Origin of the sequence: Microcystis protocystis FBCC-A270, from assembly GCF_050500235.1 — a bacterium.
In the GTDB taxonomy this organism is placed as follows: domain Bacteria; phylum Cyanobacteriota; class Cyanobacteriia; order Cyanobacteriales; family Microcystaceae; genus Microcystis; species Microcystis ichthyoblabe_A.
Window position 1 is genome coordinate 3800391 of the sequence record NZ_CP191407.1, and the last position, 24458, is coordinate 3824848.

The 24458-nt window shown below is 45.3% G+C and carries 20 protein-coding genes and 2 pseudogenes; 11 read left to right on the top strand and 11 right to left on the bottom strand.

Going from position 1 to position 24458, the window contains the following annotated elements; all coding sequences use genetic code 11:
• Positions 1-30 precede the first annotated feature (30 nt).
• Positions 31-975 carry an isoaspartyl peptidase/L-asparaginase gene (locus ACQY1X_RS18475; protein WP_002751560.1) on the top strand — a complete coding sequence of 315 codons (945 nt, stop codon included), beginning with the start codon at positions 31-33 and terminating at the stop codon, positions 973-975.
• A 71-nt stretch (positions 976-1046) separates the two neighbouring features.
• Positions 1047-2234: an FtsW/RodA/SpoVE family cell cycle protein gene (locus ACQY1X_RS18480; RefSeq protein ID WP_024968545.1), complete on the top strand. Its 1188-nt coding sequence runs from the start codon at positions 1047-1049 to the stop codon at positions 2232-2234.
• 523 nt (positions 2235-2757) lie between these two features.
• On the opposite strand, the gene ACQY1X_RS18485 is transcribed toward ACQY1X_RS18480, so the two are convergent.
• From ACQY1X_RS18485 to ACQY1X_RS18500, 4 genes are all read right to left on the bottom strand, one after another.
• Positions 2758-4062, bottom strand: a complete 1305-nt coding sequence (locus ACQY1X_RS18485; RefSeq protein WP_130756238.1) for an ABC transporter substrate-binding protein — start codon at positions 4060-4062, stop codon at positions 2758-2760.
• Between the two features lie 504 nt (positions 4063-4566).
• Positions 4567-5805 carry a carboxyl-terminal processing protease CtpA gene (gene ctpA / locus ACQY1X_RS18490; protein ID WP_002773231.1) on the bottom strand — a complete coding sequence of 413 codons (1239 nt, stop codon included), beginning with the start codon at positions 5803-5805 and terminating at the stop codon, positions 4567-4569.
• A gap of 265 nt (positions 5806-6070) precedes the next feature.
• Positions 6071-7150 carry a class II fructose-bisphosphate aldolase gene (gene fba / locus ACQY1X_RS18495; RefSeq protein WP_002751568.1) on the bottom strand — a complete coding sequence of 360 codons (1080 nt, stop codon included), beginning with the start codon at positions 7148-7150 and terminating at the stop codon, positions 6071-6073.
• 132 nt (positions 7151-7282) lie between these two features.
• Complete coding sequence (locus tag ACQY1X_RS18500; protein WP_430014988.1) at positions 7283-8410, bottom strand: aldo/keto reductase; 1128 nt, start codon at positions 8408-8410, stop codon at positions 7283-7285.
• Positions 8411-9024: 614 nt separating this feature from the next.
• Between ACQY1X_RS18500 and ACQY1X_RS18505 the strand changes: the two genes are divergently transcribed.
• Complete coding sequence (locus tag ACQY1X_RS18505) at positions 9025-10500, top strand: leucyl aminopeptidase (protein ID WP_430014989.1); 1476 nt, start codon at positions 9025-9027, stop codon at positions 10498-10500.
• Positions 10501-10668: 168 nt separating this feature from the next.
• Here the strand turns inward: ACQY1X_RS18505 and ACQY1X_RS18510 are convergent.
• Positions 10669-10875, bottom strand: a pseudogene (locus ACQY1X_RS18510) (IS200/IS605 family transposase); the annotation flags it as partial.
• A gap of 78 nt (positions 10876-10953) precedes the next feature.
• Here ACQY1X_RS18510 and ACQY1X_RS18515 point away from each other — a divergent pair.
• From ACQY1X_RS18515 to ACQY1X_RS18535, 5 genes are all read left to right on the top strand, one after another.
• A complete protein-coding gene (locus tag ACQY1X_RS18515) occupies positions 10954-12168 on the top strand; it encodes an RNA-guided endonuclease InsQ/TnpB family protein (protein ID WP_430014990.1) in 1215 nt (404 codons plus the stop codon).
• Positions 12169-12302: 134 nt separating this feature from the next.
• Positions 12303-13487 carry a tetratricopeptide repeat protein gene (locus tag ACQY1X_RS18520; RefSeq protein WP_430014991.1) on the top strand — a complete coding sequence of 395 codons (1185 nt, stop codon included), beginning with the start codon at positions 12303-12305 and terminating at the stop codon, positions 13485-13487.
• A gap of 77 nt (positions 13488-13564) precedes the next feature.
• Positions 13565-15442 carry an ATP-dependent zinc metalloprotease FtsH4 gene (ftsH4, locus tag ACQY1X_RS18525; protein ID WP_430014992.1) on the top strand — a complete coding sequence of 626 codons (1878 nt, stop codon included), beginning with the start codon at positions 13565-13567 and terminating at the stop codon, positions 15440-15442.
• A 309-nt stretch (positions 15443-15751) separates the two neighbouring features.
• A complete protein-coding gene (locus tag ACQY1X_RS18530; RefSeq protein ID WP_002737391.1) occupies positions 15752-16084 on the top strand; it encodes a DUF4164 family protein in 333 nt (110 codons plus the stop codon).
• Between the two features lie 105 nt (positions 16085-16189).
• A complete protein-coding gene (locus ACQY1X_RS18535) occupies positions 16190-17563 on the top strand; it encodes a TIGR03279 family radical SAM protein (protein ID WP_002735707.1) in 1374 nt (457 codons plus the stop codon).
• Positions 17564-18000: 437 nt separating this feature from the next.
• Here ACQY1X_RS18535 and ACQY1X_RS18540 read toward each other — a convergent pair whose 3' ends face one another.
• Together ACQY1X_RS18540 and ACQY1X_RS18545 are read right to left on the bottom strand one after the other, a co-directional pair.
• On the bottom strand, positions 18001-18795 hold the full coding sequence (locus tag ACQY1X_RS18540) for an MlaE family lipid ABC transporter permease subunit (RefSeq protein WP_123230344.1): 795 nt from the start codon (positions 18793-18795) through the stop codon (positions 18001-18003).
• 124 nt (positions 18796-18919) lie between these two features.
• Positions 18920-19051, bottom strand: a complete 132-nt coding sequence (locus tag ACQY1X_RS18545) for a hypothetical protein (RefSeq protein ID WP_430014993.1) — start codon at positions 19049-19051, stop codon at positions 18920-18922.
• Here ACQY1X_RS18545 and ACQY1X_RS18550 point away from each other — a divergent pair.
• Positions 19050-20234, top strand: a complete 1185-nt coding sequence (locus ACQY1X_RS18550) for a class I SAM-dependent rRNA methyltransferase (protein WP_430013313.1) — start codon at positions 19050-19052, stop codon at positions 20232-20234. The two genes, ACQY1X_RS18545 and ACQY1X_RS18550, sit on opposite strands and share 2 nt — an antisense overlap.
• Here the strand turns inward: ACQY1X_RS18550 and ACQY1X_RS18555 are convergent.
• The 4 genes and pseudogenes from ACQY1X_RS18555 to ACQY1X_RS18570 all read right to left on the bottom strand — a co-directional run.
• On the bottom strand, positions 20201-20611 hold the full coding sequence (locus ACQY1X_RS18555) for a VOC family protein (RefSeq protein WP_430013314.1): 411 nt from the start codon (positions 20609-20611) through the stop codon (positions 20201-20203). The two genes, ACQY1X_RS18550 and ACQY1X_RS18555, sit on opposite strands and share 34 nt — an antisense overlap.
• Before the next feature lie 163 nt (positions 20612-20774).
• Positions 20775-21482, bottom strand: a complete 708-nt coding sequence (locus ACQY1X_RS18560; RefSeq protein WP_193977310.1) for a hypothetical protein — start codon at positions 21480-21482, stop codon at positions 20775-20777.
• 59 nt (positions 21483-21541) lie between these two features.
• Positions 21542-21988 carry a ubiquitin-like protein gene (locus ACQY1X_RS18565; RefSeq protein WP_430014994.1) on the bottom strand — a complete coding sequence of 149 codons (447 nt, stop codon included), beginning with the start codon at positions 21986-21988 and terminating at the stop codon, positions 21542-21544.
• Positions 21989-22223: 235 nt separating this feature from the next.
• Positions 22224-22535, bottom strand: a pseudogene (locus ACQY1X_RS18570) (DNA mismatch repair endonuclease MutL); the annotation flags it as partial.
• 124 nt (positions 22536-22659) lie between these two features.
• Between ACQY1X_RS18570 and ACQY1X_RS18575 the strand changes: the two are divergent.
• Both ACQY1X_RS18575 and ACQY1X_RS18580 read left to right on the top strand, forming a co-directional pair.
• Positions 22660-23760, top strand: coding sequence for a S1C family serine protease (locus tag ACQY1X_RS18575; protein WP_430013315.1), 1101 nt, complete (start codon positions 22660-22662; stop codon positions 23758-23760).
• 59 nt (positions 23761-23819) lie between these two features.
• The gene (locus ACQY1X_RS18580; RefSeq protein ID WP_430013316.1) at positions 23820-24428 is read left to right on the top strand and encodes a COP23 domain-containing protein; all 609 of its coding nucleotides are present in this window, start codon (positions 23820-23822) and stop codon (positions 24426-24428) included.
• The last annotated feature ends 30 nt before the right edge of the window (positions 24429-24458 follow it).

The following is a 24458-nucleotide window of genomic DNA, read 5'->3' on the forward strand; positions in this document are numbered from 1 at the left end:
AAGAGACGGGGTTTCGGACTCAATTTTTCGATGACCAGAGTAAATGCGAAGTTAATTATTCATGGGGGAGCGAGTTCCCTAGAGGATAAAGGTGGTTTAGAATCAGTGCGCGATTCTCTCCGGGGGATTGTTAAGAATATTTACAACCTCCTTGACAATGGTGCTAGTGCTGTGGAAGCGGTGACAAAAGGATGTATGTTACTGGAGGATGAACCGCGATTTAATGCTGGAACCGGTTCGGTGGTGCAATCGGACGGTCAGGTGCGAATGAGTGCAGCCTTGATGGATGGTCGTCACCAGCGTTTAAGCGGTGTCATTAACGTCTCGCGGGTACAGAATCCCATTAGCCTGGCTCAATTTCTCCAAAGTCAAGAGGATCGCATTCTCTCGGAAATTGGGGCTGCAGATCTGGCCCGAGAATTACAAATTCCCCTCTATGATCCCCTAACCGATTATCGGATTCAAGAATGGATGGAAGAAAGAAAGACGAACTTTAATCGCAAAATGGCCCGTTTATTCGCCGATTCGTCAGCACAACGGGGAACTATCGGGGTGGTGGCCCTTGATCAGCAAGGAGACATCGCCGCCGGAACTTCTACCGGGGGGAAGGGATTAGAAAGAATCGGTCGCGTTAGTGACAGTGCCATGCCGGCCGGCAATTATGCCAATCCATGGGCCGGAGTAAGCTGTACGGGGGTCGGGGAAGATATTATCGATGAGTGTTTAGCCGCTAAGGTGGTCATTCGCGTCACCGATGGTTTTTCCCTCGCCGCTGCCGTGGAGAAATCGATGCACGAATCCCAAACTAATGGTCGGGATCTGGGCATGATTTCCCTTGATCGTCAGGGTAATATTGTTTGGGGGAAAACGGCGGAAATTCTCTTGGCTGCCTATCACGACGGTCAGGCGATCGGTGATACCCTAGAATGGCACGGTGAAAACGCGGGTTTAATCGGTCATGTCGCCGTCGGATAGTGGAACAAACTGCGATCGAGCCTAGTCCTTTTGGTTAATCTGTGCAAGATACTTCTTTGCGAAAAATCTCCGTGTGGCAATATATTATCCCTATTTTTGACCCCGATGTGAAAAACTGGTCAGCCGAAGCGCGATTATTGCGCTGGATGACTTTTTTGTGGCTGTTAGTCGGGTTAGTCGTGCTTTTTTCCGCTTCCTACGCTCTGGCTGACAGTCGCTTTGATAACGGACTATACTATTTTATCCGCCAATTAATCTGGCTTTGGGTTGGCTTAATTGGCTTTAATTTCCTGGTGCGATTGCCGATCGAGAAACTCCTCAAAATCGCCCCCTGGATGATTTTATTAGTTTTAGGATTAATTTTGATCACTCTCATCCCCGGTTTGGGAGCTAATATCAATGGTGCCACCCGTTGGATTAAAATCGGGCCGATTCTCTTGCAACCGTCGGAATTTATGAAACCGTTTCTCGTCCTGCAAGGAGCGGCGGTTTTCGGTGGATGGCCGCGTTTAAATGTCAATCAACGGTTAACTTGGATCGCTATTTTTGGACTAATTCTAGCCGGCATCCTCTTACAACCTAACTTGAGTACCACTGCTCTGTGTGGTATAACTCTCTGGCTGATCGCTCTCGCCTCTGGTCTGCCTTTATCCTACATGACCAGCACCGCTTTACTGGGTTTAACTATGGCCGTGGTCAGTGTTACTTTCCGCGAATACCAGAGAAAACGGATTTTATCTTTCCTAGACCCCTGGCAGGATCCCCGGGGTGATGGTTATCAATTAGTGCAGAGTTTACTGGCGATCGGTTCTGGCGGAACCACTGGCAGCGGTTACGGTTTATCCCAACAAAAATTATTTTATCTACCCTTCCCAGATACGGATTTTATTTTCGCTGTCTTTGGCGAGGAATTTGGTTTTATTGGCGGTATTTTACTGTTAATCATGCTATTTCTCTACGCTACTCTCGCCCTGATCGTGGCGGTTAAATGTCGTCATCGCATCAAAAAATTAGTGGCGATCGGGGCGATGGTAATTTTAATCGGTCAATCTCTGTTAAATATCGGTGTGGCTACTGGTTCTTTACCCACTACGGGCCTACCTTTCCCTCTCTTTAGCTATGGCGGCAGTTCCAGTTTAGCCAGTCTCTTTTTAGCCGCCCTCTTAATCCGGGTGGCCAGGGAAGAAAATGACCCCGATCCAGTTCCCACCAATAAAAAAAGTCCTCAGAAAACTGTCTCGGTTTTCAGTCATCAGTGATGGATTGGGAATTATGAAGTGGGGTGTGGGAAGAATAAATAAAAATAATCTCCTATCTCCTGACTTCTGACTCCTAACCCGATATTGGTCAAAGATAAGTAAAAATTATTGATTGATGCCAAAAACTTGAGAATATTCAAATTAACATTCCGCAATATTTACAAATTCTTAAAAATTAATTGAGAAAGATTTTTATTTAACAACGATGTTATCATGGTTACAGCGATTTTACTGAATTTCATAGTGGGCAGTTCTGTGCTTTTTTGGACAGCAACGCTTGAAACCCTTGCCACAGCTAGAAGGTGATCCTAATTAAGACGGGTAAATGAGTCAATTTCACCCACAACGATGATCTTTTTTTTGTGTAGTTTTGTTGCAAAAAAAAAGTTTTTTTGACAAAAAGCACAAAGTATGCTGCTGTCAACAGACTTCGTGGGTGTTGGGGGAGAGAGGGGAGAAGGAGAGCAGAGAGAATAAATAAAAACAATCTCCTGATTACTGATCACTGATTACTGATTACTGATCACTGATTAGGTGTCACCTGATCGATAACCTTGAGAGTGCCGTCATCATTAACAGTCCAGACATCGTAACTACCGACCACATCGCCATTTTCATCGATATCCACATTGCCACTGGCCCCCTGATAGTTAATATCTTCGCCTTTGCGAATCATTTCCATGGCTTGACAAGCATCGGTTACTTCCGTCCCAGGACCATTAGCCACCTCACGAATCTTGCTTTGAATCCCTTCCCCGGTGTTAGATTTAGCCGCCTCAGCTGCTAACATCAATAAAATCGCCGCGTCCCAAGTATGGGGAACAAAAGCGGTGACATCCTTGCCAGTTTTTTCTTTCCAGAGAGTAGTAAAAGCGCTTAAAGCTTGACCGTCGGCCCCGGGGACAGTGCCTAGGGCCCCAGCAATAATTGACTTACCATCAGTTCCTTTCCCCACCTGTTTGGTGAAATCTTCCGAATAAACCCCATCGGTGAGGAGGACGGTAACTCCTTTGGTCAATCCCTGTTTATAGGCCGCTTGTAGCAATAAACTGCCCGTTTCAGCGTAAAGGACTGCCGCTACAGCATCCGGTTGATTAGCGAAGGCAGCCGCCGCTTCACTATCGAGAGTGGCAGCTTTCGGGTCATAACGGACGGGATTTTGCTTATTAGTGATCGTGCCGCCTAATTTATCGAAAGCGCTCACGAATTCCCGTTCAAATCCGACTCCATAATCGTTATTGATCACGACGGTGGCCACATTTTGAAAACCCTTTTTCTTAGCTAGGACCGCTAAAGCTTGAGCTTGGTAGGTGTCCGGGGGAGCCGTCCGCGCCCAAAAACCTTGAAAATCGCCTTTTTTCGCCCTGTCAGTAAATACAGGACTGGTGCTACCCGGAGAGACTAACATAACTTTATTTCTCACCGCCACATCGACGGCTGCTCCCGAGACGCTACTGGCAAAGGAACCGATCACACCAGCTACTTTATCCACCTCCGCTAGTTTCGTCATTGCTGAAGCACCGGCGGCGGGATCGGTTTGGTCATCTTCTTTCACCAGGGTGACGGGTTTGCCATTGACTCCACCACAGGCATTGATAGTCTCCACCGCTAGGGCGGCTGCTTCGGGCATATTTTGACCAATAGCGGCTAAATCTCCGGTAATGGGCAGTAAAGCCCCTAATTTTAGTCCCTCATCACCGGGAGCAGTGGTGGTGGGACTAGAGGCAGTGTTATCGGGGGTTTGGGCATTATTACAAGCGGTTAAAAAATTAGCTAAGAGGCTGATGCTCAGGGTTAGGGCTAGGGGCGATCGAATATATCTCTGCATGGCAGTAAAATCAAGGATGAGTTAAGGTTGCAAGGCTGAAAAACCCGGACTGGGAAAATTCTAATCGATGTTAGCATTCTCTCCAAATCAAACAGGTTTTCATCTTAATTTAGATATTGATGGAAAAAATGGCTAATTTGTTCGATCTATGCCGTCCGGTGTGGGGTGTGGGAAGTTTTTTCAGTGTTGCCAAAGGCACGGCGTAGCCGTCCAGTGATCAGTAAACAGTAAACAGTGAACAGTGAACAGTGAACTGAAAACGGTTCTTTTTGTTTGTGTTAGGCAATGGAGGGGGTTATAAGGGATGAAACCCTTATATAGAAAGACATTGATGGGATCTTGGTCAATTATTTTCCCTCTCTAACGAACTAATCAATTAAGTCTCTTGCCAGATAAGAATTTAGTCGATTTATGCCACCCGATCGAAGCAGACCAAGTAACGAAGAATCCTGAAAACTCGCATCTGATAACTGGTAACTGATAACTGATAACTGAAAACCCCACTTAGGAAGCTTTGGCTAAAACGGTCTTCTGGTTTAAAAACTGAATTGCCGTTTGGTATTGACTATCTTTTTCGGTGCCGATTTCCTGATATGTGATCGGTTCCTGTGCCACCACTTGATCGGGCATAATTCCTAACTTATGAATATCATGGTGAGCGGGAGTTTCATATTTCGCCACGGTAATCGCTAATCCTGCCCCATCGGGTAACTCGAATAGGGACTGAATTAATCCCTTACCGAAAGTCTTTTCTCCCACTAAAACCCCTCGTTGATTGTCCTGTAATGCTCCGGCTAAAATCTCGCTGGCACTGGCGGTTCCCTGATTGACTAAAACGACTAAAGGCGAGTCGGTTAAAGCATTGCCAGAAGCGGCAAAACTATCGGCAATTCCCTCGCGATTAACCGTATAAACGATCGTTCCCTGATTAATCCACATCCGAGCGATTTCTATGCCCGCTTGCAGTAAACCACCGGGGTTATTTCTTAAATCTAAAATATAACCCTTGGCTCCTTGTTTTTGTAAGTTCGTCACCGCTTCCGAGACTTCTTTGGCAGCGTTAGCACTAAATTGATTTAAACGCACATAACCGATGGGCAAGGAACTAGAATTTTTATCTAAAACCGCTACCACTGGACTTAAAGAAATGCGTTGGCGGGTTAAAGATAGGGTTTTTGGTTGACTTTTTTGATCGGGAAGAATGACTAAGGAAACTTCTGTTCCGGGTGTCCCGCGCATTTTGGCTGCTGCTGCATCGAGGGTTAAAGTAGTGGTATCGATGCCATCAATAAACAAAATGCGATCGTGGCTAGTCAAACCAGCGGCCTCAGCAGGAGAACCGGCAAGGGGGGCAACTACTTCTAAGTAACCATTGTCAGGATTGATATTAATTTGCAGTCCTACCCCCGATAATTCCCCCGTGGTGCTAATTTGTAGGTTATGGTATTGATCCGGTCGCAAGAGACGGGTAAAAGGTTCATCGAGAGTGGCTAACATCTGTTCGATCGCATTATAGGCCGCCGTCCGATCGTTGAGGGGTTTTTTGATGAATTGTTCCCGCACCTGCCACCAGTTTTGATGATTAAAGGTGTCATCATAATAGGATTGGTTGACTAATCGCCAAGATTGCAGTATTAATTTTTGTTCTTCGCTAAAGGCGGCTGCTGTGGGTGTCCATGCCATCCAAGTCAGACAAAACCAAAATCCCACCAATAATCCCGCCCACAACGATTTTTTTCTCATCTTGCTTCTCTTATAAATCCAGTGCTGATCTGCTGATTATTTTCAGTATAGTCTTTTCTCTGAAATCGATTCGGCTCTCCCGGGTTTGGTGGATAAAATGTATTCTAAGATACAGTCCTGTGGCCGAGCGCGTAGAGCGAACCACAGAGACACAAAGGACACAAAGATCGATCGTTCCTGATAAAAAAGAGGGTAGTTATGGTTAACTACCCCAAAAAATTCTACTAGATCGGTGCCATTAAGCGATCGCTTAATTGTTCAGCCACTAGACAGCCACAACTTTTTTGCTGACTTGGGTTAATTGCCCTTTAGCATATTTGGCTGCGTAGTCATCGAGGGACATTTGTTTGATTTTGCTGGCGTTACCGGCGGTACCAAATTGTTGATAGCGATCAGCACAAACTTTCTGCATATAGGTGATCGAGGGTTTCAGGAAGGAACGGGGATCAAACTCTTTCGGGTTGCTGAATAGTGCTTCACGAACTGCGGCGGTAATTGCTAAACGGCAGTCGGTGTCGATATTGATTTTACGCACACCACTCTTGATGCCTTTTTGGATTTCTTCCACGGGAACACCGTAGGTTTCAGGGATAGCGCCACCGAATTGGTTGATTAATTCGAGGAGATCTTCGGGAACCGAGGAAGAACCGTGCATGACCAAGTGAGTATTGGGTAAGCGGTTATGAATTTCTTCAATACGGCTAATAGCGAGAATTTCGCCGGTGGGTTTGCGGGTAAATTTGTAAGCGCCGTGGCTAGTACCAATGGCTACTGCTAAAGCATCTACTTGGGTTCTTTCGACGAAATCCACCGCTTCATCGGGATCGGTTAACAGCATCGAGTGATCTAATTCTCCCTCAAAACCGTGGCCATCTTCCGCTTCTCCTTTACCGGTTTCTAAGGAACCTAAACAACCGAGTTCCCCTTCCACACTAGCACCGATCGAGTGAGCAACTTTTACTACTTCAGCAGTAACGTTAACGTTGTACTCGTAGGTGGCGGGAGTTTTAGCATCCGCTTCTAAGGAACCATCCATCATGACGCTGGTGAAACCGTTACGGATCGCCGAGTAGCAGGTGGCGGGTTCATTACCGTGATCTTGGTGCATCACGATGGGGATATGAGGATAGGTTTCCACCGCGGCGGTGATCAAGTGACGCAGGAAGTTTTCCCCTGCATATTTGCGCGCACCGCGAGAAGCTTGCAGGATAACGGGGCTATCGGTGGCTGCCGCCGCTTGCATGATCGCTTGGATCTGCTCCATATTATTTACGTTAAAAGCGGGGATGCCATATCCGTTCTCAGCCGCGTGATCCAACAATAACCGCATGGGGACGAGTGCCATATCCTTTACTCCTTAATCTATTTCTTGTTTTTTGTCTCTTTAAATTCAAGAAAGTTAATTCTCTTACCTGTTAATCTTAAGATAGTTTTTACACTTTGACGATCCCCAAAAAAAATTTTTCTAGGTTTCGTCCTAAGATGACCACAATCTCCGTTGCGCTGGTCCTTTAAGTAGTTCGTGTGTATCAAATAACAGACTGGGAATTGGCAATGTTTCCGGGCAGCGAGGTAAACAATCACCACATTCAGTACAATTATTCGCTTTGCGTCCGGGGAACCAATGACCGGCATTTTCCAGCATTCGATAGCGATACTGGCCAAAATCGGTCATTTCGTAAGCTACTGCCAGATTCCGCAGTCTCAACACTTCAGGGATGTTAATATTTTCAGGACAGGGTAAACATTGATAACATTGGCTACATAAATCTGTAGCCAATTTATCGGTTAAATGTGCCTCTAAACGCTTAAAAACGGCAATTTCTGCCGCATCTAGGGGCTGATCTTCTTCGCATACGTTAATAATTGCCTCTAATTCCTCTGGTATCGCTGCCCCGACGCTGAGGGTAGTAATGCGCGGATCGCTCAATAAAAAGCGATAATTTAGCTCTAGGGGTGAAAAAGGGGCGCATAACTCCTCTAGCTTCTTGGGAGGTCTGTGGAGACTACCTCCCTTATCAGCAGGGGAGATAATAAACACACCCATGTCCTTGGCTTGGGCTAAAGCGATCGCTGGTTGCTGTCTTTGCCAAAAAAAATAGTAATGGATATTGACAAAAGCGAAGAAATCTGTATTGATCGTCTCGAGAATAATTTCTAGGGGTGCATGGGTAGAAAAGCCAATATGACCGATTTTTCCAGCTTCTTGGGCCATAAAAACGGCTTTCATGCAGCCTTGCGGGTCTTTAATCCAGTTTAAATGCTCGCGGGTGTTAATACCGTGAATTGCTAGACAATCGAGGTGATTTAATTGTAATCGTTCTAGGGATTCGGCGATCGCTTTTTCCATAGTTTGGCGATCGGGAGTGGGGACCAATTTCGTGGTCAGATAAACCCGCTCCCGCACCCCTTGACGCTGCAGGTAGCGACCGAGAAAAACTTCGCTATTACCGTAACCTCTGGCCGTTTCTAGGTGATTAATCCCCAATTCTAGGGCGCGATCGAGTGTTGCGGCAAATACCGACTCTGAGGACAAACAGCGCATTGTCCCCAGAGAAAACAGCGAAAATTGCCAATTAGTACGGCCAAATCGTCGATAACGCATTGATTCAGTTACCAGTTACCAGTTACCAGTTATCAGTTACCAGTTATCAGTTATCAGTTACCAGTTATCAGTTATCAGTTATCAGTTACCAGTTACCAGTTACCAGTTAAGTAGGGCTTGCTGAATAAATCTAAAAACCTTGTTGGATAAGAATTTTAGACTTTTTTCCCATCAAAAAGTGCCAGACATTGGGGTGAGCGGGGGGAAGTTTAGGCACTTTTTCCCTGAAAATTAGGTAATTGACCCCCTGAAAATCGCTAAAACCCTAAACCCTACACCCTACACCCCACACCCTGCCCCCACGAAAAACTTTTTGCCGCAAACCCTAAGTAGGTAACCTCAGTTCGGGATAAGCTAAAACCCTGATGCTACCGTAGCCTGAAACTCGTATTCTTTCGTGGAAGCTATGGCAAAATTCCCTTATCCCGAACTGAAGTTAAGATACAGTCTTATGGGCGAGTGAGTGGAACGAACCACTCCAGACACAAAGGACACAGAGATCGATCACTACTATATAAGTTAAACTTATCACACAAAGAATAAGACAGCCACTGATAGAGCTTACAGTATAGTGATTAATATAAGCATTTTGCAAAGAATTATCGAGATAAAGAATGGATATTCGATCGACTGACACCTCGCTCCTTACTTGGACAGGAGATACTTTAGCCCTAGGTTTACCAGAAGGAGCCATAGAGATTGCAGGAGAATTGGCAGAATTGAACGATAAACTGGGGGGAACCCTAGGGGAACTCATCTCCGAGACGGAATTCGAGGGAAAATCAGGCAGCAGTGCGGCGACTCGTCTAGGTGGTGGGGGTCCGATTCGCAAATTAATCCTGGTGGGATTGGGAAAAACTGCCGATTTCGACCTGCAAACCCTGCGTCTAGCGGCCGCCGCCATCGCTCGTCTGGCCAAACAACAAAAAAGCCAAGCTCTGGCCATCAGTTTACCGGTAGTTGGGGATCAGTCCGCCACTGCCGGAGCAATCACGGAAGGGCTGCTGCTGGCCAATCATCAGGATACCCGCTTCAAGTCCACTAAGGAGGAAAAAGGAGCCAAATTAGCAACCGTCGAGTTATTGGGTTTAGGAGAGCAAGCATCTGCGATCGCCAAGGCCGAGCAAATCTGTTCCGGGGTGATTCTGGCCAGAGAATTAGTCAATGCTCCCGCGAACACCGTCACCCCCCTAACCATGGCAGAAACCGCCGAGCAAATTGCCACCGAATACGGATTAAGTCTTAATATTCTGGAACAGGAAGAATGCGAAAGCCTGGGTATGGGATCCTTCCTAGGAGTAGCCAAAGCCTCGGATATTCCCCCGAAATTCATTCATTTAATCTATAAACCCCAAGGAACCCCGAAACGTAAACTAGCAATCGTCGGTAAAAGTCTAACCTTTGATTCCGGCGGTTTGAATATTAAAGGGGCCGGCAGCGGCATCGAAACCATGAAAACGGATATGGGGGGTGGTGCCGCCACCCTAGGCGCGGCCAAGGCGATCGCCCAATTACGGCCAGAAGTGGAAGTACACTTTATCTGTCCGGCTACGGAAAATATGATTAGTGGTCGCGCTATGCACCCCGGTGACATTTTAACCGCTTCTAACGGCAAAACTATTGAAGTCAATAACACCGATGCCGAGGGACGATTAACCCTGGCCGATGGCTTGGTTTTTGCGGAAAAATTAGAGGTGGATGCGATCGTGGATCTAGCCACTTTAACTGGGGCCTGTGTCGTCGCTTTGGGGGACGATATCGCCGGTTTATGGAGTAGCGATGAGAGTCTCGCTGCTCAACTCCAAGAGGCCGCTAAATTAGCCGGCGAAAAATTCTGGCCAATGCCTCTAGAAGAAAAATATTTCGAGGGTCTGAAGTCTCCAATTGCCGATATGAAAAACACTGGCCCGCGCCCCGGCGGTTCCATTACAGCCGCTTTATTTTTGAAGCAATTCATTAATAATACTCCCTGGCTCCACCTAGATATCGCAGGACCCGTCTGGTCCGACAAAGAAAATGGCGTTAATAATTCCGGGGCCACTGGTTTTCCCGTCCGCACTCTAGTTAATTGGGTAATGGCCAATAATTAAGTTATCGGTGATCGGTAAGCGGTATTAAGTGAGGAGTATTTTCACTGATTACTGTTTACTGATCCCTGAAAAATCTGCCCCACCCCTCACCCCTATCTCAAGGTCGCGAGAGGACTCCCGTTAAACTGCGTAGCGGTTAACGGGAGATGAATCGCGACCAGAATGAAACTAACGCAGTAGCCTTTCCACTTTTGGGGAGTTTTGGTTCTCGACGTATTTTTTTAGTTGTTCGACAGTAACGTCGCCACAACTAGCCACGAAATAAGCTCCCGCCCAAAAATAGGGTTTGTTGTCGAAATACTTTGCCGCCAAATCTGGAAATTCTTGTCTAATTAAGCGACTACTAACTGTTTTAAGGTTAGCGATTAGTTTGGTCCATGATTGTAATCAGTTGAAATATTGGGCGGTAAGTGTTACAATTTAACTATACATCACATCACGAAGCTAACGACAGTGATAACGCTTACCTATCAGTACAAACTAAAGGTAAACAAGAAACAAGAACGAGAGATTGTCCACATTCTTGATGTTTGTAAGAGCGTTTATAATTACGCGCTCTCGGAACGGAAAGATTGGTTACACTCTCGAAAGTGTCTTGCGGATCGTTGTTCGTTAGTTTCCGAGTACATAATTCCTGCGGATGACCCCTATCCAAATTACTTCGTTCAAGCTAAAAATCTAACGGAAGCTAAAAAAATCTATCCGATATTAAAGACGGTTAACGCTCAAGTCTTACAGCAAGTCTTAAAAACTGTAGATAAAGCTTTTGACCATATAAAATCGAAAGGCTTCGGCTTTCCTAGATTCAAGAAAAAGATGCGAAGTTTTATTTTTCCCACGCTGTCAAAAAACTTCTTAGGTGACGAATACTTAAATTTTCCACAATTGGGAAAAATTCGGATTAGGAAATCCAGAAAGTACCCGTCTGGGTTTGAGCCTAAACAAGCTCGAATTATCCAAAAAGCGTCGGGATTTTACGTTTTGGTTTCTTTCCAATCTACGGAATTAGTTCCCGATATGACAGTAGGGAAGACCTGTTTAGGAATTGACGCGGGAATTGAGAGTTTTGTCGCTACTTCACGGGGAGATTTAATCAAAGCCCCTCGATTTTTGTTGAAAGTACAGAGTAAGCTTAAATTGCTACAAAGACGCTTGAAACATCAAGTCAAAGGCTCGAACAATTGGTTAAAACTCCAAGATAAGATAGCGAGATTACACGAAAAAGTGTCTAATACTCGTAGAGATTGGCATTTTAAGTTAGCTCATTACCTTTGCGATCTCGCTGATAATATCTTTGTTGAAGATATTAACTTCGTTTCCTGGTCTAGAGGGATCGTTAGAAAACAATCTCTGGATTCAGGTATCGGTAGTTTTATTAACGAGATATTACCGTTTGTCGCTTGGAAACGGGGAAAATATTATCTTAAGGTTGATAAAAACGGAACCTCGCAAGAGTGTCCGAATTGTGGCGCAATTACTGGTAAAAAAGCGTTATCGGAAAGAGTTCACCGGTGTGATTCTTGCGGCCACATTGAACCGAGAGATACGGCATCAGCGAAGGTAATTGAGAACCGAGGAAAAAACGCGGTCGGACTGACCGTGTTAGAAAACGCTCGCGGAGGCGATTTGACGGGGATCGACTGGGTTAAACTCGGTCGATCTAGTTAAAAGCCTAAGAACCGAGAATCCCCCGCTACACCGCGCGAGCGGTTAGCGGGGGAGAGTCAATCCCCGATAACTGATAACTGCTAGACTAATTGGGTGATGCTTGCAAGATTAATAAAACCAGTGTCGAGATTAGAATGCAGGGACTTTTAAGAAAACTTTGGCGTGCGATCGAAAACTTTTTTACCCGACTTTTGGGGGGACAAGGGGGAAAGGGGAAAGTACAAGCGATCGAATCTGTTCCCCTAACCGATACAGACTACGAGTTTCTCTATATGGAGTTACTCGATGGGGTGGCCCACGGTTGGCACGAAGGCAGAATTCTGAGATTTTTTGAGAAATTGGGCGATCGAGGTCGGCAAAAAGATTGGGTAGAATGGTTAGAGCTCTTTGGCACCCGTCTGCAATCCTCCGCTTCCCTTAACCAAATTCTCGCCACCAGAATGATCCGTTTGGGAGAATTAGCTCGCGCTTTCCCCGGGATTGAACGTATTGGTGAAGCTTCCTACGAGATCGGTTATCAACTCTACAGCAAAGAAACTGCCACTTTAATCTGGGAATACGCCGGGGAAGATGAGGCCCCGGGCAGTTATTCCCTGCCGCAACCCCCAGAAAATCTCTTATATTCCGGTGAAACTAGCGATTTTAACGGTAATGACCCAGAAAATCCCCAATTAGAAACCCTCACCCTCGATGAATTATTTGACCGTCTGCAAAACGATTCTACCCTAGCGGGCCAAATGGCCGAACAATTGGGCATCGAAAATAAGGACGCAGAAAGCATTATTGATAGTCTCATCGCTCAATTTTCCGCCCAGGAAGGTAAAAACCCTGAAACTGCCGAAGATTGGTTTCATCAGGGCTTAGAACAGGCAAATTTAGGCAATTGGTCAAATGCGATCGCCGATTGGGAACAGTCCTTGACGATCGACCCCCAATTAGCCTCGGCCTGGCATAATCGTGGTAGTGCCTTAGCCATGATTGGTAACTACGAAGAAGCGTTAAGTAGTTATGATCGCGCCCTAGAAATCACCCCCAACGATCACCAAATCATTAACGCTAGAGGCAGCGCCCTATACGGACTGCAACGTTGGCAAGAAGCTTTAGAATCTTGGCAACAGGTGCTAGAAGCGGACGATAATTTTTATCAAGCTTGGTACAATCGCGGCAGTACCCTAGAAAATTTAGGCGAAACCCAAGCAGCGATCGCCTGTTATCAAAAAGCTTTAGGGATTGCGCCGGATTTTGAGCTTGCCCAAACCCGTCTAGAGGCTTTACTAGAGCAAAAACCGCCCGAAGACGACGGTAATCCCCCTGCCTGATTTAATCTGAACTTGAGCAGTCAACAGCCTACAATGAGGAGAGGATAGAGAATAATTTTAATGAATCAGGCCCAGCAATGAGTATAAAAAGCAAACCTCCTTCACAATCCCGCCTGATCGGTAATGTTTTATTAGCCGTGGGCGGCTTATTTCTGATTGTTAACCTCCTTTTTCCGCAATTATTTGGCCCTAGCGTCCCCAAAGTTCCCTATAGTCTTTTTATCGACCAAGTGGAAGATGGCAACGTCGCTAGGGTATCCGTGGGACAGAATGAGATTCGTTATCAGCTTAAAAACGACCAAGAGGGCAACTACGGACGAATTTTCAGCACTACACCGATTTTTGACCTAGAATTGCCCAAACGTCTGGAAGCCAAGGGCGTAGAGTTCGCCGCCGCACCACCGCCAAAAAATGGCTGGATTGGTAGTGTCCTTAGTTGGGTGATTCCTCCCCTGATTTTTGTCGGTATTTGGCAATTTTTCCTCGCTCGCAGCGGTGGCGGTGGTCCAGCTGGGGCTTTATCGATTACCAAAAGTCGCGCTAAAGTCTATGTGGAAGGAGACACCACCAAAACCACTTTTGAAGATGTGGCCGGTGTGGAAGAAGCGAAAACCGAATTAGCCGAAATCGTCGAATTTCTCAAATATCCCCAACGTTACATTCAAATCGGGGCGCGGATTCCCAAGGGTGTCCTCCTAGTTGGTCCGCCGGGGACAGGAAAAACCCTGCTGGCAAAAGCAGTAGCGGGAGAAGCGGGAGTTTCTTTTTTTAGTATCTCGGGTTCGGAATTCGTGGAACTCTTTGTCGGTGCGGGTGCGGCCCGAGTGCGAGATCTGTTTGAACAGGCCAAGAAAAAAGCCCCCTGTATTATTTTTATCGATGAATTAGACGCGATCGGTAAATCTCGCGCTAACGGTAATTTTATGGGGGGTAACGATGAACGGGAACAGACTTTAAACCAATTATTGACGGAAATGGACGGTTTTAACGCTGGTGATGCGACGGTGATCGTGCTGGCCGCCACTAATCGCCCCGAAACTCTTGATCCCGCCCTTTTACGCCCCGGCCGTTTTGATCGCCAAGTGTTAGTTGATCGCCCCGATCTGGCTGGACGCTTAAAAATCCTCGAAATCTACGCAGGTAAGGTAAAATTAGGCTCGGATGCAGATTTAAAACAGATTGCTACCCGTACCCCCGGTTTTGCTGGTGCTGACTTAGCTAATCTAGTCAATGAGGCCGCTTTATTGGCAGCCCGCAATCAACGCAGCACCGTCGCCCAAGAGGACTTTAATGAGGCAATCGAGCGGGTAGTGGCCGGTTTAGAGAAGAAAAGCCGGGTTCTCTCGGAAAAAGAGAAGAAAATCGTCGCTTATCACGAAGTTGGTCACGCTCTCGTCGGTGCAGTTATGCCGGGGGGTGGTAAAGTTGCTAAGATTTCGATCGTGCCTCGCGGCATGGCAGCCCTCGGTTATACCCTGCAAATGCCCACGGAAGACCGTTTCCTTATGGATGATACGGAATTACGCGACCAAATTGCTACTCTTTTAGGCGGTCGGGCTGCCGAAGAAATTATCTTCGGTAGTATTACTACTGGGGCCGCTAATGACCTGCAGCGGGCGACAGACTTGGCCGAACGCATGGTGACAACCTATGGTATGAGTAAGACCTTGGGTCCCCTAGCCTACGAAAAAGGTCAACAGAATAGTTTTCTGGGAGATGGTATGATGAATCCCCGGCGTTTGGTGAGCGATGATACGGCCAAAGCGATCGATAATGAAGTGAAAGAGATTGTCGAAAATGGTCATCAGCAGGCCCTGGATATCCTGGCTCAAAATCGCGATTTGCTCGAAGAAATTGCCCAAGAAATCCTCAGTAAAGAGGTGATTGAAGGGGAACAATTGCAAGCACTGCTCGAGCGCGTTAAACCCCTCGATCGAGAACCTGTTACTGTTTAGATTGATTTGATTTTTGCCTTACCCCATCTTGAACAAAGATGGGTTTTTTGCCATTATACTAAATCTGATTATTAAAAACTGATTATTCATTCTTCCTTTTGCCTCTCCGCAGTCCCAGAACCCCAAAAGTTCCAATTAATCTTAACCCCTATTAGAGATTAATACTTTGTAGGGTTGATTCATGAATCAACCCTACAGCGTTCCCATTAATCTTAACCCCTATTAGAGATTGAAACTTGCAGGCAAAAATCAGCGATACTGATATTGAGATCACGATGGTGAATCCAGAAGAGCTAAAGGAGACAGAAAATGGCTAACGAAACCGTCACTTATTCCCTAGAAGCAGTTCTGACAAGGATTGAGGGGAAAATCGATTCTCTGGAAAAACGGATCGATGAGAGATTTGATCAGGTAGATGAGAGATTTGATAAGATAGAAGAACGGTTGACGAAAGTGGAAATAGGACAAGTCGAACTCAAAGGGGAGATTAAAGCCTTGGATGAGCGACTAACCACAGAAATTAAAGGGTTAACTGCAAGAGTTGCCTATCAGGAATTTACCAATCGGGGGATTCTCATCGCTCTGATTGTGGCCATTTTAGGAGGGGCTGCTAAACTTTTTGGTTTTTTCCCCAATCCCTAACAGCGATCGCCCTAAAATGCTGTAGAATTAACTTGACAAATATTAAAACGCAGCCAAAGACTCTCTGGGAAATGCAGTTAAATAATTGGATGGCGACCTAAAAATATGAGTGAATTAACTATTCGTCCAGCTAAAATTAGTGGTGTCATCCCAGATTCGATCGCCGCCGAGGTAGGTTTTGAAATCGGGGATTCGCTCGTCTCTATTAATGGTAATCGTCCCCGGGACTTAATCGATTATCAATTTTTATGTGCCGATGAATTTTTAACCCTAGAAGTGCTTGATAGTCAGGGCAAAACTCACCAAGTAAAAATCGAAAAAGATTATCATGAAGACTTAGGTTTAGAGTTTGAAACTGCCCTTTTTGATGGCTTAATTCAGTGTAATAACAAATGTCCTTTTTGCTTTATCGATCAACAACCAGAGGGCAAAAGAGAAACTTTATACTATAAAGATGATGACTATCGCTTAAGTTTTCTCTATGGCAGTTATTTAACCTTAACTAATCTCACCTCAAAAGAATGGCAGCGGATCGAAAAGATGCGGATATCACCGCTTTTTGTGTCCGTTCATGCCACGGAACCCGATCTGAGAATTCGTCTCTTAAAAAATCACCGCGCTGGTCAAATTTTAGACCATTTAAAGTGGCTACAAGCGAGACAATTACAAATTCATGCACAAGTGGTAGTTTGTCCCAATATTAATGATGGAATTCATCTCGAAAGAACCCTGTTAGATCTGGTTTCTTTTCATCGGGGAGATATTCCCTGTGTGGAGTCGATTGCCGTAGTTCCCGTGGGATTAACCCGCTTTCGTCCCCAAGAAGATGAATTAATTCCCGTTAGTCAAGAAAAAGCGCGAGAAGTTATTGAACAAGTCCAAACTTTACAGAAAAAATTTCGTCAAGAATTTGGCAGTAATGTGCTGTGGTTAGCCGATGAATGGTTTTTAATTGCCCGAGTCGATTTACCCCCTCAATCTCACTACGAAGACTATCCCCAAATCGGTAACGGAGTTGGCTCTATTCGTCAATTTATTAGGGATTTTCAGAAGACAGCCAAGAAGTTATTGCCTGCTCAAATTAGTCCCTCTAGACGGTTGGTATGGGTAGTGGGCAATGCGGTAGAACAAGCTTTTCAACCCCTAGTTAAACAGTTAAATAAGGTGCAGGGTTTAACCGTGGAATTAGTGGCTTTAAATAGTGATTATTGGGGGCAGGAAATCACGGTTACGGGTTTATTAACCGGGCAAGATATTCTCAAAGGATTACAAGGTAAAAATCTTGGGGATGGGGTTTTATTACCTTCTCTCATGCTTAAGCATGGGGAAGCGGTATTTTTAGATGATATCACCCTAGAAACTGTTATTAATCAGTTAAGAGTCCCTATTTATCCAGTCCTGGGAGTGGAGGAATTAATTAAAACTTGTCTTACTCTCAATCCTTTCTCTGACTTTCTCTCACATATAGGTGAGCAGTAAAAGTTATTAAAAGAGGGCGAATGCAATTCGCCCCTACAATAATATTATTGCGCCAATGGTAGGGGCGCATCGCGTGCGCCCAAAATGTAATATAGATATTTCGACCAAATTGATTTGAGTTTTTACTGAGCGGTATTAAGTAGAAAATTGCCGTTTTCTTGGCACTGATTACTGTTTATGGTAATCGGATTGGGTGCATCTCCTATCTGTGACTTTTTCTCACATATTGGTGAGCAGTAAAAGTGATTAAAAGAGGGCGAATGCAATTCGCCCCTACAATAATATTATTGCGCCAATGGTAGGGGCGCATCGCGTGCGCCCAAAATGTAATATAGATATTTCGACCAAATTGATTTGAGTTTTTAGTGAGCGTTATTAAGTAGAAAATTGCCGTTTTCTTGGCACTGATAACTGATAACTGATTACTGATAACTGTCTTAGCCGATTTCCACATTACCAGTCCCTTGAAACATCAGCCAAGAGAGGAAAAAATTAGCCACAAAAATCGCCAATAAAGAAGTTACCACAGCCGTGGTAGTGGATTGACCAACTCCTTTAGCACCGCCGGTGGTGGTTAAACCCCAACTGCAACCGATAATGGCAATTAAAATCCCAAAAATTAGGGACTTTAACATAGAACTAATTAAATCCCATGTTTGTAGAAAATTTTGGGCTGATTGTAAGAATAGGGAATAGGAAACACCGTAAAGACTATCAGAAATCAATAAACCACCCAGTAATCCCGTGACTAAAGAGATAATAGTGAGCAGGGGTAACATTAAACTACAGGCAATCACCCGGGGAATGACCAAATAATCGATCGGATCGGTTTTTAAAATATATAAAGCGTCAATTTGTTCTGTTACTCGCATTGTACCAATTTCGGCGGCAAAAGCCGAGCCAACTCTTCCCGCCACCACCACTGCGGTTAAAACCGGGGCTAATTCCCTGGTTAAAGCCAAGGAAAGGACTCCCCCAACAAAACTACCCGCCCCAAAAAAAATAAATTCTCTGGCTACCTGAATAGTGAAAACCATACCCACAAAAGCAGCAGTAATTAGGGCAATTGTCAAGGATTCTGGTCCAACAATGCTCATTTGTTCGAGAGTATTACGCCGGTGGATTTTGCCATTAAGAATATGTAAAAAAGTTTGTCCCGCTAACAAACCGGCAGCGCCCAAACGCTGAAACCATAAACTTAAACCACTGGCAGCATCACTTTTCCTTGGCATTTGTCGAGGGACTATCGCTAAAATTTAACTTATTATAGGCGAGAATTCCCTATGATACTAAATCCGTTGAGTAACGCACAGAAAACGGGTTTCTCCGAGAAACCCGTTTTCTACTCATGTATGATTATCCCTCGATTGTGGGGACTTGCTTTGATGCCACTCGATCGAGGGATAAGAAACTATGGTTTTGTGCTGCCAGCAGGGGATAATAGAGTTTCCAGTAGCCGTCAGCTATCAACCCTGATTCTTTATCCATGCCAGATTTACCGAAAATTATCCTGAGAAACCATAAAATTGATGCTGTTAAACGATTCCATCCTTGGATATTTTCCGGGGCGATTAAAGAGATGGAGGGGGAAGTCAAAGAGGGTGCTATCGTGGAGGTTTATAGCGATCGAGGCGAATATCTAGCCACTGGACTGTATAATCCTAGCAATATTGCCGTTAAAATTCTTTCTTTCCCAAAAGTCAGCGATATTGCTCAATTATTTCTCGAAAAATTCCAGAATGCCTATCAGCTGCGGCAACAAATCGGTTTAGTGGATAACCCGAAAACTAACTGTTATCGTTTAATTAACGCTGAAGGAGACGGTTTACCCAGTTTAATCGTCGATTGGTACAATGGCACGGCGGTTATTCAAGCTTATTCCCTAGCTTTATACCAACGTCTCGATCTGATTGTCGATTGTCTGAAAACTATCTACGCTGACAATTTACGGGCAGTTTACGATAAAAGTGCCGCAGTTTTGGCGAAAAGCGCCCATATTTCCGAAAATAAATACTTATTTGGTCAAAAAACCAGCGATGAGGTGTTAGAATCCGGCCATCGCTTTATTATTGATTGGGAAAAAGGACAAAAAACGGGATTTTTCCTCGATCAAAGGGAAAATAGAGCCTTATTATCTCAATATTCCCATAATAAACGGGTTTTAAACACTTTTTCTTATTCTGGTGGCTTTTCCGTCTATGCTATGCAAGCGGGGGCTGCCCTAGTCGATTCCGTTGATAGTTCCCACGGTGCGATCGATCTTACCGAAAAAAATATCGCCCTGAATAATCTCAGTCAAGTTCCCCATCAATCCTACAGCGCCGATGTTTTTAACTTCCTGCGCGACTGTCAGGAGGATTACGATCTGATTGTCCTCGATCCCCCCGCTTTTGCCAAAAGTATCCAATCCCGTCATCAGGCGGTTATGGCTTATAAAAGATTAAATCAGCAAGCTTTCCAGAAAATTCGCCCCCAAGGTATTATTTTCACTTTTTCCTGTTCCCAAGTGGTTAACGAAGAACATTTTCAGGGGGCTGTCATGGCTGCCGCCATTGAATCGGCTCGCCCAGTGCGAATTTTAGCACGTTTAAGCCAACCAGCCGACCATCCCACCAGTATTTATCACTCGGAAGGTTCCTACCTGAAAGGATTGGTTTTAGCGGTGGATTGATGGAAAATTAAACGATTACCATCGGGATCATAGATGTAGATTTCCGGACCGTGGGAAGTTTGGCTAATTTCTCCCCTAGCACCATAGCCGATTTCGCTCCAATGCTCAAGGGCTTTTTCGAGACTCTCCACCTCGAAACAAATGCTCATGCCACTGCCCCTAGAATCGCCAAATTCGTCTCTGTGGGACTCTTTAGGGCAAAAAAGACCTAATTTAAGGTTGATCAGCCTAAATTCCGCATAAACGTCGGCAAGGTAGGGGTTTGGTTCCTGTTGCAACAATTGACGATAAAACTGCACTGAGCGATCAAAATTACTCGTGCCTAGGGCAATAAAAGCCTCTGTGTAATTGAATGGACTATCGGGGGGGTTATTCATCGGGGTTGGCAAGCTTTTTCAGTGATCGGTAAACAGTAAACTGATAACTGAATAACTGATAACTGTTTACTGATTCAAGATTGATGCTGCTACCGTTGTGGTTGACAATCTTTTGGCTAAAGTTCCACAAATGAAAGTATCTTCGGGTGGACATTGCTACTATTTATTGAATTTTAACATTTAATTTATAGGTGGCATTGCCGCGAGTTCCTCCTACAATTATTTCATAATTTCCAGTAGCAGGTAATTTTAGACTAGATTGGGTAGCTTCTGTTGTCAATATTTCCCCATTCGGTGCAATCACATCAAATACGGCATTATTTTCTAATGATGTAATTTTCAGATCCATTCTCTGTCCTTGATTTGCTCTTAAGAGATAAATATTTCGACTCCCTCGCACAACCGATTGATTAACGGTGGCGCTATTAGTCCCTGGTGCAAACCGGATTTGAGACAATAAACAAGGTTGTCTTTGATAAACTTCTCGTCCCGTATTCAAAGAATCTGCGGTTAATGTCCAGATTGCTTGAGTTTTTTGGGTGTCTAACTCAATTTTTGTCGTGATATTTAAGTTTAACTGATTCCCCTTTTTTGTTCCTTGTAAGGTTTGAGTATAGGAACTATAATAAGCTGCTTGTTCATTATGAATTGTAGCTTCTACCCGACCCGTGACTTGATTTCCCTGAATATAAATCCTCGCGGTAGCATCCAGATTATCATTAGCGACCGAAAAACAATAACCTTGAATCGAAGAAGTGCTAGACGCTTGAGCAACTTGTCGGGGGGAATGAATTGCCATCCCTGGTGTAACATTGACTAAACTTGCAAAAATGACTAGACATCCTAATAATTTCATCATCATCGGAACCATTCCAAGTTTTCACTAATACTAAACTAATTATCGCCCTAGCCACCATATTTAGGAGAAGTTCATTTATGAACTATTTTACCCGATTTTAAAGAATTTTGTTCTGTTTTTTTCCTCCGTTGATTAAGATTCGTCGATCTTACTATTATAGACCCTAACCCTAGAAAAATTAGAGCGGCTGTTACCGAAGGTTCAAAAACAGTTACCGGTGAATTTTGGATTAGATGTAATGTGCTTTCTCTTTGGATGTTATAATCAGCTAAAGTTCGCCCCTCTTCTAAAACCTTACCAGCAAATATCAAAGTTTGCTGCTCTGGGAGAATACCTTCTTTGTCTTGAATCTTATCTTTTACATTCTCAATTGTATCAGATGGCTCAACCTCTAAAGTTATGGTTTTGCCAGTTATCGTTTTGACAAAAATTTGCATCGCTATTGCTGATGTAGCTCCTAAAGCTAAAAAGGTAATGGTTAACAAAATAACAATTGTACTCTTAGATTTTTTAAGCATTGATATTCTCTCGGGTATTTGACTCTTTTGGATTTGGTGGGTAAAATGTATTCTGAGATATAGTCCTGCTGGCGAGGGAGTGGAGGGAACCACTCCAGACACAGAGGACACAAAGATCGATCGATCATATAGTAAGTTAAACTTATCACACAGAACCTAGAAGAGCCCAGAGAGGGGAGAGGAGAATAAATAAAAATAATCTCCTGAATCCCGACTCCTGAATCCTGATAACTGATTAAATGCCGTGACTTTTGCCGATTACCCAATGACGACGGAAGAAGCGAGCGAGCGAAGTTTCTTCTAAGGATAAGTAAATCGGTCTTCCGTGGGGACAAGTGCGGGGATTACGAGTATTTTGCCAATCATCGAGTAAATTCTGCATTTCTTCTAAACTTAAAGCTGTACCGTTGCGGATCGCACTACGGCAAGCGGTAGCAACCTGAGCGGTTTGTAAATCGCCCCCTAAACTTAATTCTAGTAAAGCATCAGCCCGATCCTCCCGTTCTTTTAGTAGAACAGGAATACTACGAATTGCCCAAGAGCGATCGCTCTCCCCCTCTAAACTTTTGTGAAAAAAGCAACCTGAGGACTTAAAACTTAATCGCATAATTGGGAAAAAACCAACGATAACATCCTTGCAAGTATCCCTCGACTAAAGAGGAGCCAACCCGATGAAACCAATTACTTTCACCCTATCGGTGCTACTGGCCACCACTGGCCTACTCGTTCAACCAGGAGGCTTCCTGATGGAAAACATTCCACCCATCCTCGCACAGGAGCAGACCGCTTCTAGAGTCTATCAGAAAGCCAGCCCCGCCGTCGTCACCGTCAAAAATGGCAGCGGCCACGGTAGCGGCTTTCTCGTCAGTCCCGACGGTATCATCATTACCAACGCCCACGTTGTTGCGGACGGACCCCGGGTGGTGACGGTGAAATTTTCCAACGGACAGCAGGCCTCGGCAGACGTGATCGGCTTCGCTAAAAATGGCGTGGATTTAGCCGTCCTGCGGATCTATAACCGCCAAAACCTGCCCTATCTTCCCCTTGCCCGTCCGAACTCCGCCAAAGTCGGCGAAAGCGTTTTCGCCATCGGCACACCCTTAAACGAGGACTATCAAAACACCCTCACCCAGGGCATTATCAGCCGTCTCGACCCCGAAAAAGGCATTGTGCAACACAACGCTAATATCAACAAAGGCAATTCCGGCGGGCCGCTTTTGAATTCACGGGGGGAAGTGGTGGGGGTTAACGTCGCAGGCGATATCGGGAGTTACGTTTACGACGGTGCGGGAAACCCGATCGGCCTTACCCAGAGCGGCATTAATTTCGCCGTTTCCCTCGATCGCCTGCAAGCTTTCCTCACCGCAGTTAAAACAGGTGATGTCTCCACCGTCTCAACATTAGGACAGGACGATCGGATACAGTTACTCGCCCTCCCTCTTAACGGTCAGACCGTTCAAGGCAACTTGACCAAAGACCAAAACCAACAATATTACAGGTTCGAGGGTCGTGCCGGACAGAAAATCGTTCTGGATATGAACAGCAACGAGATCGCTCCCTATCTTGTCCTCTATCGCGTTCTCCAATCTTCCGAGGGGACAAAATACCCAGAGGTCGCCCGTAGTGACCAGCGCGTCGATCGCGCCCCCGGGGATTTTAACGCTCGACTTGTAACCGAATTACCCGCCGATGGAGTTTATATCCTAGTGGCCACCTCTCGCGAAGGGGGTGAATCGGGTCGCTACACCCTCAACGCCGCCGCTAACCCTTAAATAATCCCATTTTGACCCTAATCACGATTCTAATCCCTATTTTCTGAGGAACTATCCCTATGAACTCTAGATATATTTCCCACCGTCTCGCTTGCGTCGGCCTCCTCGCCACTGTCCTCCTCGGTGGTATCGCCCCCGGTTTCAGCCAATCGACCACCCCGAATCGCGTCACCTTCTTCTGTAAAGAGGTGTTCGATCGCGCATCGGGAGGAAAAATCCCCGCTACCCTGGCTTGGATTCCCCAAAGAAGCGGCAATGTGCGGATTATCGGCTGGAAATCGGAATATTTCTCCAAACGTTCCCCGGTTCGTTGCGAGGAAGTCACGAAAAAATTCCAGGAAGCATATAATCAAGGGCGTTTTAACTATCTCACCACCGGCCGGGCGAAGGGATACCCGATCATCTGCAGCGTTTCACGATCCGGCGATCCCTGCGACGGCAATAGCCAACTTTTTACCCTTAAACCCCACGACAATCCAGATTTAGTCTTGCAACAACTCATGGACATCCTAGAGGGGAAAACCTCGGATATGCTCCTCCAGAATTCCGGAGATAAAACCTATATCTCGATGAGGGAGTTTTTCGCCAAAGCTCCACTCGCCGATCGCGACGCACCCTGTGGTACGAGATCTGCTGGCCCGCAAAATAATTGCGTTCCCACCCGCTAGAATTTTCGCTGTTTTACCCCGAATTTCCCC